Origin of the sequence: Loigolactobacillus binensis (assembly GCF_005405165.1) — a bacterium.
GTDB lineage: Bacteria > Bacillota > Bacilli > Lactobacillales > Lactobacillaceae > Loigolactobacillus > Loigolactobacillus binensis.
Genome location: NZ_BJDN01000014.1, coordinates 1 through 14,205 on the forward strand (window position 1 = coordinate 1; position 14,205 = coordinate 14,205).

Annotated in this window: 16 protein-coding genes and 1 pseudogene; 15 read left to right on the top strand and 2 right to left on the bottom strand. The window is 40.6% G+C overall.

Going from position 1 to position 14,205, the window contains the following annotated elements; genetic code table 11:
- From FFM78_RS07635 to FFM78_RS07645, 3 genes and pseudogenes are all read left to right on the top strand, one after another.
- Positions 1 to 165: a transposase domain-containing protein gene (locus tag FFM78_RS07635; protein ID WP_306438923.1), complete on the top strand. Its 165-nt coding sequence runs from the start codon at positions 1 to 3 to the stop codon at positions 163 to 165.
- Between the two features lie 291 nt (positions 166 to 456).
- Positions 457 to 690 (top strand): annotated as a pseudogene (locus tag FFM78_RS13990) (IS21 family transposase); the annotation flags it as partial.
- 146 nt (positions 691 to 836) lie between these two features.
- The gene (locus FFM78_RS07645; protein ID WP_137637854.1) at positions 837 to 1,922 is read left to right on the top strand and encodes an acyltransferase family protein; all 1,086 of its coding nucleotides are present in this window, start codon (positions 837 to 839) and stop codon (positions 1,920 to 1,922) included.
- A gap of 219 nt (positions 1,923 to 2,141) precedes the next feature.
- Here FFM78_RS07645 and FFM78_RS07650 read toward each other — a convergent pair whose 3' ends face one another.
- Complete coding sequence (locus FFM78_RS07650) at positions 2,142 to 2,546, bottom strand: GtrA family protein (protein ID WP_171001863.1); 405 nt, start codon at positions 2,544 to 2,546, stop codon at positions 2,142 to 2,144.
- A 142-nt stretch (positions 2,547 to 2,688) separates the two neighbouring features.
- On the opposite strand from FFM78_RS07650, the gene FFM78_RS07655 reads away from it, so the two are divergent.
- The 8 genes from FFM78_RS07655 to galU all read left to right on the top strand — a co-directional run bounded on the left by FFM78_RS07655 (position 2,689) and on the right by galU (position 9,999).
- Entirely contained in the window at positions 2,689 to 3,621 is a 933-nt protein-coding gene (locus tag FFM78_RS07655; RefSeq protein WP_137637855.1) for a glycosyltransferase family 2 protein, read from the top strand.
- 188 nt (positions 3,622 to 3,809) lie between these two features.
- Complete coding sequence (locus tag FFM78_RS07660; RefSeq protein ID WP_137637856.1) at positions 3,810 to 4,427, top strand: YveK family protein; 618 nt, start codon at positions 3,810 to 3,812, stop codon at positions 4,425 to 4,427.
- Between the two features lie 13 nt (positions 4,428 to 4,440).
- Complete coding sequence (locus FFM78_RS07665; protein WP_137637857.1) at positions 4,441 to 5,634, top strand: polysaccharide biosynthesis protein; 1,194 nt, start codon at positions 4,441 to 4,443, stop codon at positions 5,632 to 5,634.
- Positions 5,631 to 7,046 carry a flippase gene (locus FFM78_RS07670; protein ID WP_137637858.1) on the top strand — a complete coding sequence of 472 codons (1,416 nt, stop codon included), beginning with the start codon at positions 5,631 to 5,633 and terminating at the stop codon, positions 7,044 to 7,046. Before FFM78_RS07665 ends, FFM78_RS07670 begins: the two co-directional genes overlap by 4 nt.
- Before the next feature lie 232 nt (positions 7,047 to 7,278).
- On the top strand, positions 7,279 to 7,680 hold the full coding sequence (locus FFM78_RS07675) for a Spx/MgsR family RNA polymerase-binding regulatory protein (RefSeq protein WP_137637859.1): 402 nt from the start codon (positions 7,279 to 7,281) through the stop codon (positions 7,678 to 7,680).
- Between the two features lie 366 nt (positions 7,681 to 8,046).
- Complete coding sequence (locus FFM78_RS07680) at positions 8,047 to 8,286, top strand: hypothetical protein (protein WP_137637860.1); 240 nt, start codon at positions 8,047 to 8,049, stop codon at positions 8,284 to 8,286.
- A gap of 197 nt (positions 8,287 to 8,483) precedes the next feature.
- Entirely contained in the window at positions 8,484 to 8,726 is a 243-nt protein-coding gene (locus FFM78_RS07685; protein ID WP_137637861.1) for a hypothetical protein, read from the top strand.
- 373 nt (positions 8,727 to 9,099) lie between these two features.
- Positions 9,100 to 9,999, top strand: coding sequence for a UTP--glucose-1-phosphate uridylyltransferase GalU (gene galU, locus FFM78_RS07690; protein WP_137637862.1), 900 nt, complete (start codon positions 9,100 to 9,102; stop codon positions 9,997 to 9,999).
- Positions 10,000 to 10,042: 43 nt separating this feature from the next.
- Here galU and FFM78_RS07695 read toward each other — a convergent pair whose 3' ends face one another.
- Complete coding sequence (locus FFM78_RS07695) at positions 10,043 to 11,017, bottom strand: asparaginase (protein WP_137637863.1); 975 nt, start codon at positions 11,015 to 11,017, stop codon at positions 10,043 to 10,045.
- Between the two features lie 385 nt (positions 11,018 to 11,402).
- Between FFM78_RS07695 and tsaB the strand changes: the two genes are divergently transcribed.
- Genes tsaB through tsaD form a run of 4 tightly spaced genes read left to right on the top strand, consistent with a single transcriptional unit; the run spans position 11,403 to position 14,196 of the window.
- Positions 11,403 to 12,128: a tRNA (adenosine(37)-N6)-threonylcarbamoyltransferase complex dimerization subunit type 1 TsaB gene (gene tsaB, locus FFM78_RS07700; protein ID WP_137637864.1), complete on the top strand. Its 726-nt coding sequence runs from the start codon at positions 11,403 to 11,405 to the stop codon at positions 12,126 to 12,128.
- The gene (gene rimI / locus FFM78_RS07705) at positions 12,112 to 12,660 is read left to right on the top strand and encodes a ribosomal protein S18-alanine N-acetyltransferase (protein ID WP_137637865.1); all 549 of its coding nucleotides are present in this window, start codon (positions 12,112 to 12,114) and stop codon (positions 12,658 to 12,660) included. Before tsaB ends, rimI (FFM78_RS07705) begins: the two co-directional genes overlap by 17 nt.
- A complete protein-coding gene (gene rimI, locus FFM78_RS07710) occupies positions 12,660 to 13,175 on the top strand; it encodes a ribosomal protein S18-alanine N-acetyltransferase (RefSeq protein ID WP_223877033.1) in 516 nt (171 codons plus the stop codon). Before rimI (FFM78_RS07705) ends, rimI (FFM78_RS07710) begins: the two co-directional genes overlap by 1 nt.
- The gene (gene tsaD / locus FFM78_RS07715) at positions 13,132 to 14,196 is read left to right on the top strand and encodes a tRNA (adenosine(37)-N6)-threonylcarbamoyltransferase complex transferase subunit TsaD (RefSeq protein ID WP_137637867.1); all 1,065 of its coding nucleotides are present in this window, start codon (positions 13,132 to 13,134) and stop codon (positions 14,194 to 14,196) included. The genes rimI (FFM78_RS07710) and tsaD overlap by 44 nt, the downstream gene beginning before the upstream one ends.
- The last annotated feature ends 9 nt before the right edge of the window (positions 14,197 to 14,205 follow it).

Here is a 14,205-nt window from a genome sequence, read left to right on the forward strand (position 1 = left end):
ATTGAAACCGCGAAAGCTAATGGTTTGGATCCCCGGCAGTATCTCGAATACCTGCTTGATCAATTAGGGCAACTACCCGTTTTTCCAACTGAGGAAGAACTGGTAGCTTGTTTGCCATGGCGACAAGTGCCGGACAAAAAGGTTTGGCGTGATCAACAAGCGTAGCCCATTGGCTAATTTAAAACTAAACAGCGCTACTGATTCGAACCAAAAAGTTTCGGATCAGTAGCGCTTCTTTTGATTACGGTCGTTTATTGGGTGCTTACTTTGCAACTACAACTAGTCATGATGAACCAAAAAAGCTTTATCTGCTTCCTCAATGGAGGTGGACAAAGTTTTTTTGCTTGTATTTGTGATGCAAATTTAACCCTAAATTCAGCATAATGCTGACCGACATATTGATGACGTGAAATAATTTAACTCAGTGATCAAGTGCTAGGTGCTGATTGAGCGTTTTGTTCGGCCATGGCCATTTTTAAGTTCATTCAGAAGAAAGGGTTTCAAGGTCAATATACGATTGTTAAAACCTATTGTACCTCTATTCGTAAAGGACGAACGCACAAGGCAACGATTCGCATTGAACACACTGCTGGTCTTTCAGCTCAAGTTGATTGGAAAGAGGAGATGACGCTTTGCAGCAAGGAAGACAAGCCCTATCATTTTAATATTTTTCTGTATGTCTTGCCTTATTGTCAAGAGCCGTGAAAATGTAGGTTTGGGCGTGCGGACAAATAATGGGATGGTATCAAAAAAATTGGATTGTGTGATTCTGATAATGATACAATACTATCAGGATTAGATTACTTTTTAATTTGCTATTTAGATGGGGGAAGTTAATGAGAGTCAAAAGAATTACTTGGATAGATATCGTGCGTGCGGTGGGGATGGTGCTGATCATAACTGGCCACACTTTATTTACGTACCAGTTCTCATACTTTGCACGGGCTATCTATGCGGTACACGTACCGATTTTTTTTATTTTATCTGGTTATTTGTTTCGTAAGAAACCACTTAAAAAGCAAGTACGTAATTTATTTAGTAGTTTGCTTTTGCCTTATATCTTCACAGCCGGTGTCATTGTAGTGCTTTCGATTTTGATCAATAAAACGGCATTGCATGACTTAACGGTCTTTGCGAGTCTCGGACCAAGCCGAGCTAGTGTTCTCGCTGGTTTATACGGAATCGGTACTGCAACAAGGTTGACGTTCTTAAATAATCATCCAATCATAGCAATAGGCGCTATTTGGTTCTTGTTAGCTATGTTTGTTGGTAGCGTCATATTTAATTTATTGCAACATCTTGTTCCGGAAGGAAGGCATAAGTTAACGATACTTTGGATATTGTCGATCGTCTTGTTAGTTATTAGTACTCAAACGCAGTATGGATTGTTGCCATGGTCACTCAATGCCGGTCTCATGAGCGTTATCTTTTATACATTTGGGTATACCTTACACCAATATAATTTTTTTGACGCTATTCCGCTTTGGTCGGTTGGCTTGGGCGTTATATTATGGGGTTTGTCTGCTTGGAGTGGGTTTTTCTATGTTAATGTGGCACATGCTGATAATTTGTTGCTTGCTGTATTAGGCGCTTTTGGCGGTAGTATTGTTGTTTGCTGGCTTGCGCAGCATCTGACCCAACCGCAAGTCGTTAAAGTATTATTGCCATTTGGACGGTACTCTTTAATTGTTTTGTGCGCACATATTGTTGATTTGGATATACTGCGCATCGGTTTGAGTATTTACGCGCATTTAGCTACAGTTGGTTTGCCGTTGTTAGGTACTGCATTGGCAATTATTTATCGAATAGCATTCGCAAGTATTTGTGTTTACTTCGTGCCTAAAATGCCATTTGTGCGTCACTTCTTTTTGAATAAACAGTATCCATTTAGACGGCCAGATAAAATAGTAAAAATTGCTTAATCAAGGAAGTTCAGATAAAATGTCGTTGTTTGAAAATGTTAAGCAAATATTGATTCTTTGTTGAATATAGAAAATGGATAGCCGATGAGCAGATGGAAATTATATTCTTTGATAAATTTGAGTCTAACCAGAGTGATGAACAGTCAGATAATGATGACGTGAACTTTGATGTTTAGTTGGAACAATAGAGGCTATTTACGTCTTTTTGTATTGCTAAAATCAGTTATTTAACTTAAATATGTACCACTTACTAAAAAAGTAATTAGCCACAACAACGACCACATTATCAACGATTTTCGTCAATACAGGATTGGCGTGTAAAACGGATATACCCAACCACATCATGAAAACATCCATGATTAATGATAAGATACGGAAAAAGAAAAACGAGCTCATCTCTTCGATTAGGGCGGTGAAACCATGAGTTTTAGAGGAGAATACCCAAATCTTATTAGTAACGTAAGCAAATAGTACAGAAAGAAACCAAGCAATGATATTAGCGACTTGGTAATTCATTATTGGATTAAGTAGGGCAAAGACAATAATATTGATCAGCGTAGTTAAACCGCCAAAAACTAAATAGCTGATGACAGATCGATATTTTTTTATTAATTGAATGATAATGATTCACTCCTTAGTTTGACTAGATAAATTTACCTGTAACTCCGCGTAGTGTCAATCTTACATAAAATTTTATCAGTAAAGCCTTGATGTTAACCATCATTTCTACGATAATTGGCTCTAGATAGGTTTAACGGAGGATAAAATGACAAAGAAGCTTTCATTAGTTGTACCATGCTTTAATGAAGAAAAAACGGTACCACTTTTCTATGCCGCTTTACAAGATGTGAAACCAACTTTACGTGGTGCTGAGTTGGAATATTGGTTTGTCAATGATGGATCTGAAGATGGAACACTTGCTATTTTACGCGATTTACAGCAAAAAGACCCCCAACAAGTCCACTATATTTCGTTTTCGCGTAATTTTGGTAAGGAGGCAGCGCTGTATGCAGGTTTGCAAGCCACTACCGGCGACTATATTGCAGTGATGGATGCGGATCTGCAGGATCCACCAGAACAATTGGCCGAAATGATGGCGGGGATCGAGGATGAAGGCTACGATGTTGTCGGGACGCGGCGAATTGATCGTGGTGGGGAACCGATGATTCGTTCCTTTTTTGCGAATACTTTTTATTGGTTCATCAACAAGATCTCTTCGACGCCGATCAAAAATGGTGTGCGTGATTTCCGTTTAATGACGCGGCAGGTGGTGGATGCAGTTTTGTCCATGAGCGAATATAATCGTTTCTCCAAGGGTATTCTTAGCTGGGTTGGGTTTAAAACCAAATACTTAAGTTACGAGAATCGCGATCGGGTTGGGGGCAAAACTTCTTGGTCGTTTTGGAAATTGTTGCGCTATTCGATTGATGGGATCATTGACTTCTCTGACGCCCCCCTGAATTTAGCAACTTTAGTGGGCTTCCTTTCCTTTTTAGTTTCACTGATGGGCGTTGTTTTTGTCATCACGCGTAAAATTATTTATGGTGGTTCGGTTACCGGCTGGGCTTCGATGGTGTCGATTATTTTAATGATCGGCGGGCTACAATTACTTAGTTTAGGTATTCTAGGCAAATATATTGGTAGTATTTACTTGGAAGCAAAAAAACGGCCGATTTACATCATTAAAGAGAAAAAATAAATCCGTTTTAAACTAACTTTAAAAAACAAACCGCGCAATTTGTGCGGTTTTTTGCTAAACTAGGTAATGTCGGTTTTATCCGATAAAAATAGTTCTATATTAATTATTGTGCCAATGGGTGTAACAAATAGTGTGCGTGCAATTAGTTAATATATTGATTTCAGAAATAAAGGAGAATAACAATGCGGATGAGTAATTCAGTGCAGGGGGAGCTTTCATTTGGGGAATTTCTTTTAGCCTTGGTGCGGTATTGGTACATATGGGTAATAACAGCATTGGTCGTAACGGCAGGGGCTTTTGTTTGGGGAAAACGAACCGTGGTACCTGTTTATACTGCGGATAGTACCTTGATGATCTATCACGCTAATAGTAGTCCCGATCAATGGCGCTCTGATATAACGGCAATGTCATCTTATCGGGATTTAGTGACCAGTAATGCCATTGTTCAACCGGTCCAAACGCGGCTAGAAAAGGTAACTGGTTACCAAGCTGATCAGACAACTTTGGCTGCAGGAATCAGCACCTGGGTCTCACCCAATACGGTTAATCTAAAGATCAGAGCCCAGGGAAGTAGTCCTAAACTGGCAGCGCAAACAACTAATTTGCTTGCACGCTCAATTCGGCAGCATTTGCCCCAATTAGTGCCAGATAGCGGTACGATCCGAATTATTGAACCTGCAAAAGCAAAGCGTGCTGCCTTATTAAATGGTCAGCAGGTGGCTAAATTAACTTTAGGCGGCTTTGTCTTTGGCTTATACTTAGGCATTATTGCTACATTTGTTTACACAGTCTGGCGTAATAATTGAGGAGGCTGGCAAGATGTTGACAAAATCGACTGCCAGTCGGATCACCGCAACTGGCGTCTACTTGACGGGGTTTGGTTTATTTTTTAGTTATGCTTTTTTTGCGACTTCAATGTATAACGATTATTTACCACCTCGTTTTGAATTAATCGTTTTAGCGCTTGTTTTACCTTTGCTATTAGGTAAGATCTTGGCGTTTGACCATTATCAACTGGGCCAGTGGCTACTAATTCTGACTGGTTTAGCGTTGATTGCCGTGGTTGCGCGAACTTCGGGGCGGTACATTTTACTAGCCGTCTATCTGCTAGTGATCGGTGCGCGCCGGGTTTCTTTTGAACGGATCGCCCAGACTGCCCTATTAGTTGGTTTAGCAACGTTTGTTTTGATTTTTGCGTCATCTTTATTAGGATTAATTCCTAACTTGCGCTTTATGCGTGCTGGAACCTATCGCAATTCTTTTGGGATTCAATACCCAACTGATTTTGCGGCCCACGTTTTATACTTATTATTAACTTACGCCGCAGTAAAAAAAGGGCGTTTTCAGTGGTACGATTGGCTGATCGGCGTAGTGGCCGCTTGGTTTGTACAAGTTTATAGTGATGCCCGTTTAGATACTATTTTGATTGGGATTTTGTTAGTGCTATTATTGGGTTATCAATTGATTCGTCATGGCAAGCGCCTAGCAATTTGGCTCAGCTGGATCAGTATTGGGGCAATGCCATTAGGTGCTGCCCTGTCACTTGGTTTAAGCTATTTTTACGATCCGAAAGTTAAATGGTTAGCGGACTTGAACCATTTGTTATCTTCGCGTTTGCAATTAGGTCGGGAAGCTTTTAATCGTTATGACCCGAAATGGTTGGGGCAAGTGGTCCAAGTTAACGGTTGGGGTGGTACCGAAGGCTTTAAAAAGTTTACTGGCCAAATTGCGCAGAGCCAATATTTTTTTATTGATTCATCTTATTTAACGGTATTACTTAGCTTTGGTATTATTGTGGCGGTAATTTTACTTGGCGGTTATGTCTGGTTTATGTGGCGTGAAGTACGGCAGCGTGATTATTTATTACCGTTGTTGATCGCGGTAACTGCGATTAGCTGTATTATTGATCAGCATTTACTTGACTTATCTTATAATATTTTTCTTTTGGCGTTGTTAGCGGACACCGAAAGTTTTGCTTTACCTGCTACTGCTTGGAAACGAGGAATTTCATGAAAGTCGTAAAAAATTATCTCTATAATGCCGGTTATCAGGTGTTTTTATTGCTAGTACCGTTGATTACGACACCCTATATTGCACGGGTGATCGGTCCCACTGGTGTGGGGATCAACGCCTTTACTAACTCGATCATCCAATACTTTGTTTTATTTGGGAGTATCGGTATCAATATGTATGGTAACCGTGAGATTGCTTTTTACCGTGACGATCCGAAAAAAATGACCCAATCATTTTGGGAAATTGAATTATTACGCTTTAGCGCGATTATTTTAGCCGAATTAGTTTTTTTTGCTTATCTGAGTTGGACTTCTAAATATCATGAATACTTGTTAATGCAGTCCTTGTTGATCACAGCAGCGGCATTTGATATTTCTTGGTTTTTCATGGGCCTTGAAGATTTTAAAACAACAATCATGCGTAATATGGTCGTTAAAGTCATTTCAATTATTCTGATTTTTACTTTTGTCAAAACGGCGCAGGATCTTGCGGTGTACATTTTAATTATTTCCGGATCACAACTATTAGGTAATTTAACCTTGTGGCCGTTTTTGCGCAAGCATTTAGTGAAAATGAATTGGCGTAAATTGAATTTATGGCCGCATTTACGGCCAGCACTAGTCTTATTTGTTCCCCAGATCGCCACACAGATCTATTTAGTTCTAAATAAAACTATGTTGGGGCAGATCACTGGCGTAACGGCCGCTGGTTTTTTTGATAATTCTGATAAAATTATTAAAATGGTTTTGGCTGTGGTGACGGCTACTGGGACCGTTATGTTACCGCGGGTGGCCCACACCTTTGCCAAGGGGGATAATGCCCAAGTACAACGCTATCTTTACAGTTCATTTGATTTTGTAACGGCGGCATCAGTACCAATGGCGATGGGATTAGCTGCGATTGCGCCTAAGTTTGCAATTTGGTTTTTTGGGGCAAAATTTGCGGCGACAAATACGTTGATCATGTTGGAATCACCGGCAATTTTGGTTATTGCTTGGAGTAATGTGCTGGGGATGCAATATTTAATGCCAACTAATCGTAACCGTGACTTTACAGTTTCAGTTACGGTCGGAGCCATAGTCAATTTAATTCTAAATATTCCGTTGATCACTTTCTTTGGGGCAGCGGGGGCAGCTATATCCACTGTGATTTCAGAAGCTAGTGTGACGATCTATCAATTGTATGTGGTGCGTAAGGAATTGACTTTACGACATTTATTCACCGATATTTGGAAGTACTTAATTGCCGGATTGGCCATGTTTACTGTGGTTTACTGGTTAAATATTACCCGGCCATTTAATTTGGTCTGGTTGTTGATTGAAATCGGTGCCGGGGTCATTATTTACGGTATTTTGATTGTTATTTTACGGGCGAAGATTCTTAAACAAGTACAACAGCTATTACATCGCTAAGCAGATACAAGCCATGACTAACGCAGTCATAGCTTGTTTTTTTAGTTAAAAAATATATTTAAGTTATTGTATCCATAAGATTAAATATGAATATTATGTGAACTTTCCAAGGCAAGTCAATGAATGCGGTTTACAATGTTATTTATTAGCCGGTATAATAAATTATACATTATGAATACTATAAAGTTTTAAAAACAAATTAACCGAATTAACTAAGGAGAGTGAAGCGCTCATGATCAAATTATTCACACAAACAAGTTGTAATTCTTCTCGTAAAGCACGGCAATGGCTTCGGGATCACGATGTAAAATTTGAAGAACAAAATGTGGGTAAAAAGGCGCCTACAGTAGCCGAGTTAAAACATATTTTGAGTTTAACCGAAAATGGTTTAGATGATATTATTTCAACACGGTCACGGGCCTATCCTGAAGTTGCTGACCAAATTCCAGATATGTCATTTAATGAAGTTTTAAAATTACTTTGCGAACAGACACAATTATTACGCAAGCCAATTATTGTGACGGAAAATAAAGTTCAAATTGGCTTTAATGACGATGAAATTCGTAAATTTGTACCACGGCATATTCGGCGGTTAGACTTCATGCAAGCGATGATCAATGCGGCCGAAATTTAATAAGGTATTTAGCGGTAAAGTCGAGCTAAGGGGCAGCGCGGCTTTTTTATTTTAAGGTAGAAAAAACTACTTGCTGCAGTGGTGAGCAGTGCAAAATACAATGATCGGGTAGTCTAGGTTATTAAATTAGTTCTTTTGTGGCCAATGCGAATAATCCGCTTGAACTGACTAATAAAGCTTTAGCTTAAAATCTAACATCTATATGTTAGGTTTATCGACTTGAAAATTAGAATTGGTTTTTAATAACAAGTTACTAAGAAAGCCCTAATCTAACGGGTTAACGGTTGTGCTAATTTCTAGATATGTTATGGTATAGCCAATAGATAAATGACAAGCCATTACGTCAACTAGAAAGGAAGACCTTATTTGTTAGCTACCCGCACAATTTCTGATTATGAACTGTTACAACACTTTAAAAGTTTCTTATTAGATCATCGCCAGCAAGTTAAAGCTTACGATTCTGTTGAAGAATATGTTCAAAAACAGCAACCTAAGTTGACTACGTTCACACATAGTCAAGCCCGGATACCTAAGCATTATAAGCGGGTCATTCGTCAATTGACGCCACAAGATTTTGTTCAGATCGAACAACAAATTAATCATTGATTGGAAAACTCGGTGTGCCGGCACACCGAGTTTTTATTTGGCCAGCAGTAAAAGTAATGGTTAAATGAGAGTGGCTTAAGAATCAATTGATAGGAGCTTAAGATTCCATGATAATGTCAACAGATCACTTGCTATGTTTAAGCGATCGCGTTACGTTAAAGGTGTAGAAAACAATTGATTAAGGGAGGGTTTTTAATATGTTTACCAGTACAAAACCAGTTAATGATTATGAATTATTGCAACAGTTTAAGAGCTTTTTAGCGGCGCATAAGGATCAAATTGAAGACTATCCAGATTTAGAAACTTATGTTGCTAATGCACATGCTGGGTTTTATTTTACCCCATTACAAACGGAGAAAATTCCGGGACGTTATAATCGGGTGATCAAACAATTGACCTCCGATGATTATCAGCAGTTAGCTAAATCATTAAATCTATAACCAAAAGATTTACTGTATCTCAGTTTTGTGTCTGTTTAAGCAGTACTGTCCGCTGGTACTACGAAAAATATAATTGGTATTTAGACGGGAGTTGGTCTGTTTTGTTAGTAGCGACTGTTTTTCAGATATTAGTTATTAGCAAAAGGGATTGAATGGTTATTAGATTTTAGCAGGTAGTTTTGTCATGTTTTAATAAATGTTACTTTTGGGTTAGTTTTACGCCATAATTCAATGATTAGTTACGGGTTCAGCAGGTCTGGATCCGTTTTTATTTAGTCGTTTTTAGCTCTGTTTGTGATTATTAGTTGTTTTTAAGGTACTGCTGCAGGGTTTATTGTATAATGAGAACATACTTTTTATTGGAGGCGTAGAAATGAATGTCCATAAAGCAGTAATTCCGGCCGCAGGTTTAGGCACGCGTTTTTTACCGGCAACTAAAGCAATGGCTAAGGAAATGTTGCCGATTGTTGATAAACCAACAATTCAATTCATCGTGGAAGAGGCGCAAGCATCAGGGATCGATGATATTTTGATTATTACGGGTAAGGGTAAACGGCCGATCGAAGATCATTTCGACTCCGTACCTGAGCTAGAACAAAATTTGATCAAAAAGCAAAAAAACGAAATGTTAAAGGTTGTTCAAGCAACGACTAATATGAAAGTAAACCTATTTTTCATTCGCCAATCTCATCCGAACGGCCTAGGTGATGCGGTACGTTTGGCCAAATCATTTATTGCCAATGAACCTTTTGTTGTTATGTTAGGCGATGACTTGATGGAAGATAAGGTACCGTTGACCAAACAATTGATCAATGATTATGAAAAGACGCATGCTTCTACTTTGGCAGTTAAGCGGGTACCCCACGAAGAGGTTTCTAAATATGGTGTGATCGATCCGGAAGCCGAAGAATTTCCTGGTTTGTATAATGTTCGTAAATTTGTTGAAAAACCAGCGATTGAAAAGGCGCCAAGTGATTTAGCAATCATCGGTCGGTATTTATTGACACCAGAGATTTTTGATATTTTAGATCAGCAAAAACCGGGTGCAGGTGGCGAAATTCAATTAACGGATGCGATCGATGAACTAAATAAAATTCAGCGGGTTTTTGCGCATGAATTCAAAGGTGATCGCTATGATGTTGGCAATAAATTCGGTTATGTACAAACGAATATTGAATTTGGTTTGCGGCATCCAGAAGTTAAAGATCAGTTAAAAACTTACATTATTGAATTATCCAAGAAATTGGAAGCTGAAAAAAAGGCTAAAAAGTAATAAAAAGCATCCTGCTAAAAAAGTAGGATGCTTTTTATTTGGCTTATGAAATTGCGTCGCGCATGTAGGTGGCTAATACAGCACCTTTTTTGTCACCGGAAAGCGCGACTAATAATTTAATGCGCGCTTTCTGTCCATTTAAACCTTGGCAGAAGATCAATCCCATTTGGGCAAGTTGTTGGCCGCCCCCTTGATAACCATAAACGGGTTCGGCCACTCCATTGAAGCAGCGGGAAACTAAAATAATTGGGATCTGGCGGGCCAATAATTTTTCGATCGCTGGTAATGTTTGTGGCGGTAAGTTACCGGCACCAGTACCTTCGATCACAAGGCCGTTAGTTTCTGGTCGATCTAGCGCTGTGAATAAGGTGCCGTCCATTCCTGCATAGGCTTTCAGTAAATAGACGTGATCGATCACGTGATCAATGGCGCACATGGATTGGTTTGTTAATTCCTGGAAGAATTTAACGTCGTCTTTTTCCATGATTCCGATCGGGCCAAAAGTTGGTGTGCGAAAAGTGGCGACATTAGTTGTATGTGTTTTAGTGACAAAGCGGGCACTGTGAACTTCATCATTCATCACGACGAGTACACCTTTACCGCGTGCCGCAGAAGAGGCCGCCGTCTTTAAGGCACAGGTCAAGTTGTACAGGCCATCGGAACCGATCTCATCCGAGGAGCGCATGGCCCCAGTGATAACTACTGGAATTTGCGGGGGTAAAGTTAAGTCAAGAAAATAGGCAGTTTCTTCTAGGGTATCTGTACCATGGGTGATCACAACGCCATCAATACCGGCACGTTCTGCCTTCATGATCCGATTTTTAAGCTGCAGCATTTCATGTGGTGTCATATGGGGAGAAGGTAAATTAAACATTTCTTCAACGGTTAAATCATATTTATCTTGAAACAGCTGATTAAAGGCCATTAGCGGGTTGGTACTGCCGGGAGTTAAAGCGCCGTTAGCGTCTTCGGCCATGGCAATAGTGCCACCAGTATGTAAAATTAATAGTTTTTTCATACATTGAATCTCCTAAGTAAATTTAATAATCACATTATACAACAAAAAAAGAACATCTTCGGGCGGAAGATGTTCTGGGGAGAGTCACTTCTTCGGGGGAAGAAGTGTCGAAAAATGAAAAAGGTTTGGTTTGTTTTGGTTACATGCTTAATATAACTGATTGAAATGAAAAACACCCGTGAATATACTCAGAAAATGATTAATTTTCACTCATTTTAGTTTTGCTAGTAAAACGATCGGTAGATGTTATTCTAAGCTTATTTTTTGGTATAATAAGAAAGCATACAAATTCGTGTGGTTAATGAAAGTCAGTCAGCTGCAACTAGCGGCTGATTGTGCTAAGATAGCAAGCAAATAAGGTTGTATGATGAAAAGGAAGTTGGAAATGTTAGTTTTAGCTATTGATACATCTAATCGCGCTCTGACCGTTGCCTTGGCGACACCGCAACAATTGTTAGGTGAAGTGACCCTTAACGTGAAGCAAACACATAGTGACGGTTTAATGCCTGCATTAACCTATTTATTTAAGGCCACTAAAAAAGTACCGGCAGACCTTGATCGGGTGGTGGTAGCCCAGGGACCAGGTTCCTATACGGGGATCCGCATTGCAGTTACCACAGCTAAAACTTTAGCGTGGACATTAAATAAAGCATTAGTTGGTATCTCTAGTTTGGCAGTTATTGCTAGTAATGTGCTGGAGCAAGGTCGCTTGATCGTACCACTATTTGATGCTCGGCGTAATGCGGTTTTTACTGGTGCTTATCAATGGCAAGAAGGCCGTTTGGTCAATATTTTAGCTGATCGCCACGTTGCATTAGGTGATTGGTTGGAACAATTGGCGGCAACTAAAAAACCGGTGACCTTTGTGGGGGATACGGCCGTTTTTAGCGATCAGTTGACGGCGGCTTTAGGGGGGCGGGCAGAAATCGCCAGTGCTGCTTGTGCCTTACCACGCGGTAGTCAATTGGCGGCTTTAGGAAGTCAATTGACTCCTGTTACTAACGTTCATAGTTTTGTGCCGACTTATTTACGGATGACCGAAGCCGAAGCTAACTGGTTGAAAGAACATCCTGCTAATGAAGGACATGAGCCCTATGTGGAAGAAATTTAGGCAGTGGTATAACAATGAGGCGGCGCTTGCGCCGCTCACCTTTACAGCACAAGAAGTGGTGCTTGGCGGGCAATCGTTTACGTTACGCCGAGCAACTGTTGCGGATATTGATGAACTTTTAGAAGTTGAACGGCACTGTTATGCCGGAACAACGCCGTGGGACCGTATTTCCTTTACCAATGAACTTCGTAAAACAAATGATACATTATATTTAGTTCTGATCACAGGTCATACGATCATTGCTTTTATTGGTTGCTGGTTTACTTTACGTGAGTCCCACATCACTAACTTAGCGGTTGAACCGCAATATCAAAATGCGGGGATCGGCCGTTTTTTAATGACCTGGATGATTCGCCAAAGCCAGGCTTTGCCTTCGCGTAAATTGACTTTAGAAGTACGGATCAGTAATGAACCAGCCAAGCATTTATATCGTAAGCTAGGCTTTCTAGATCAAAATATTAAGCGTGCTTATTATGTGGCGGATCATGAGGATGCTTTGAATATGATGCTACCGCTCAATGAGGCCGAATAATGGATTATTATTGGCCAGATAAAGAAGAATTGCGGCAGCATGCTGAACAATTAGGACCGCTTTGCTATCAATTAAGTGCACTTAGTTATCCCAACGGCTCACCTTGGCAGGTGGCCACTTTTGTTGCGGACTTAAAAGCAGCACATCAATATTATTTATTTGCTGTGGTTGCTGGCGAAATTGTGGGCTTTATTAGTTATTCGGCCTTGTTCAACGAACTGGAAATTACTAACGTGGTCGTAACGCCAGCTTGGCGGCGCCAAAAGATTGCCTGGCAATTATGGCAGCTTTTGCTACAAGCACAAACAACTGCGGGACAGTGTTTTTTAGAAGTACGTGCCAGTAATTTACCGGCACAAAAATTATATGAAAAGTTAGGTTTTACACTGATCAATCGGCGCGTGGCTTATTACGCTGCACCAGAGGAGGATGCATTGATCATGGCCTTAAAATGGAAGGAAACGACTAATAATGGAAGAAACGGCGCGGCAACGCGAGTTAATTTTAGCTTTTGAATCAAGTTGTGATGAAACCAGTGTGGCGGTGGTAGAAAATGGTGATAAAATTCTTTCTAATGTGATCGCCTCGCAAATCAATAGCCAAAAGCGTTTTGGTGGGGTGGTCCCTGAGGTTGCCAGTCGGCATCATGTGGAACAAGTCACTTTGTGTGCCGAAGAAGCCATGACCCAGGCCGGTGTCAGTTATGCGGATTTGACCGCAGTTGCGGTGACTTACGGGCCAGGTCTAGTCGGCGCGCTTTTGATCGGCGTTTCGGCAGCCAAGGCAGTTGCTTTTGCCCATCAACTACCATTAGTGCCAGTTAATCATATGGCGGGGCACATTTATGCGGCCCGCTTAGTGAAGCCCTTAACCTATCCATTACTTGCTTTGTTGGTTTCAGGTGGGCACACTGAGATTGTTTATATGCAGGCCGCAGGAAAATTTGAAATTATTGGTGATACTCGTGACGATGCTGCCGGCGAAGCTTTTGATAAAGTCGGGCGGGTGCTAAATTTGGCTTATCCAGCAGGTAAAAAAATCGACGATTTGGCCAAGCAAGGTCAGGATACCTTTCATTTTCCGCGGGCGATGATGAGAGAAAATAACTATGACTTTAGTTTTAGCGGATTAAAAAGCGCCTTCATTAATACCGTGCACAATGCACAACAACGCGGCGAAGCTTTAGTGCCAGCGGATTTAGCGGCTAGTTTTCAAGCTAGTGTGATTGACGTGATCGTTGCTAAAACCATGCGGGCGGTTAAAGAGTACGGCGTCAACCAGTTGGTGATGGCCGGGGGTGTTGCGGCCAATAGTGGGTTGCGGGCGCGTTTTCAGCAAGAAATTGCTGCACAAGCACCAGAACTTGATTTTGTTGTTCCGCCATTGCGTCTATGTGGTGATAATGGGGCAATGATCGGCGCGGCCGCTCACGTGTTCTACGCACAAGGTATTCGGGGCGATGGTCATTTAAACGCGCAACCAGGATTATCTTTTGCGTACATGACGCCCGAACGGCGAGCTACGTTTAGTAAATAAAAAAGATTG

What these genes read in the sequence shown, in the direction of transcription:
- FFM78_RS07645 (WP_137637854.1), top strand. Translation starts at nt 837, where the DNA reads ATGAGAGTCAAAAGAATTACTTGGATAGATATCGTGCGTGCGGTGGGG.
- FFM78_RS07655 (WP_137637855.1), top strand. Translation starts at nt 2,689, where the DNA reads ATGACAAAGAAGCTTTCATTAGTTGTACCATGCTTTAATGAAGAAAAA.
- FFM78_RS07660 (WP_137637856.1), top strand. Translation starts at nt 3,810, where the DNA reads ATGAGTAATTCAGTGCAGGGGGAGCTTTCATTTGGGGAATTTCTTTTA.
- FFM78_RS07665 (WP_137637857.1), top strand. Translation starts at nt 4,441, where the DNA reads ATGTTGACAAAATCGACTGCCAGTCGGATCACCGCAACTGGCGTCTAC.
- FFM78_RS07670 (WP_137637858.1), top strand. Translation starts at nt 5,631, where the DNA reads ATGAAAGTCGTAAAAAATTATCTCTATAATGCCGGTTATCAGGTGTTT.
- FFM78_RS07675 (WP_137637859.1), top strand. Translation starts at nt 7,279, where the DNA reads ATGATCAAATTATTCACACAAACAAGTTGTAATTCTTCTCGTAAAGCA.
- FFM78_RS07685 (WP_137637861.1), top strand. Translation starts at nt 8,484, where the DNA reads ATGTTTACCAGTACAAAACCAGTTAATGATTATGAATTATTGCAACAG.
- galU (WP_137637862.1), top strand. Translation starts at nt 9,100, where the DNA reads ATGAATGTCCATAAAGCAGTAATTCCGGCCGCAGGTTTAGGCACGCGT.
- FFM78_RS07695 (WP_137637863.1), bottom strand. Translation starts at nt 11,017, where the DNA reads ATGAAAAAACTATTAATTTTACATACTGGTGGCACTATTGCCATGGCC.
- tsaB (WP_137637864.1), top strand. Translation starts at nt 11,403, where the DNA reads ATGTTAGTTTTAGCTATTGATACATCTAATCGCGCTCTGACCGTTGCC.
- rimI (WP_137637865.1), top strand. Translation starts at nt 12,112, where the DNA reads ATGTGGAAGAAATTTAGGCAGTGGTATAACAATGAGGCGGCGCTTGCG.
- rimI (WP_223877033.1), top strand. Translation starts at nt 12,660, where the DNA reads ATGGATTATTATTGGCCAGATAAAGAAGAATTGCGGCAGCATGCTGAA.
- tsaD (WP_137637867.1), top strand. Translation starts at nt 13,132, where the DNA reads ATGGAAGAAACGGCGCGGCAACGCGAGTTAATTTTAGCTTTTGAATCA.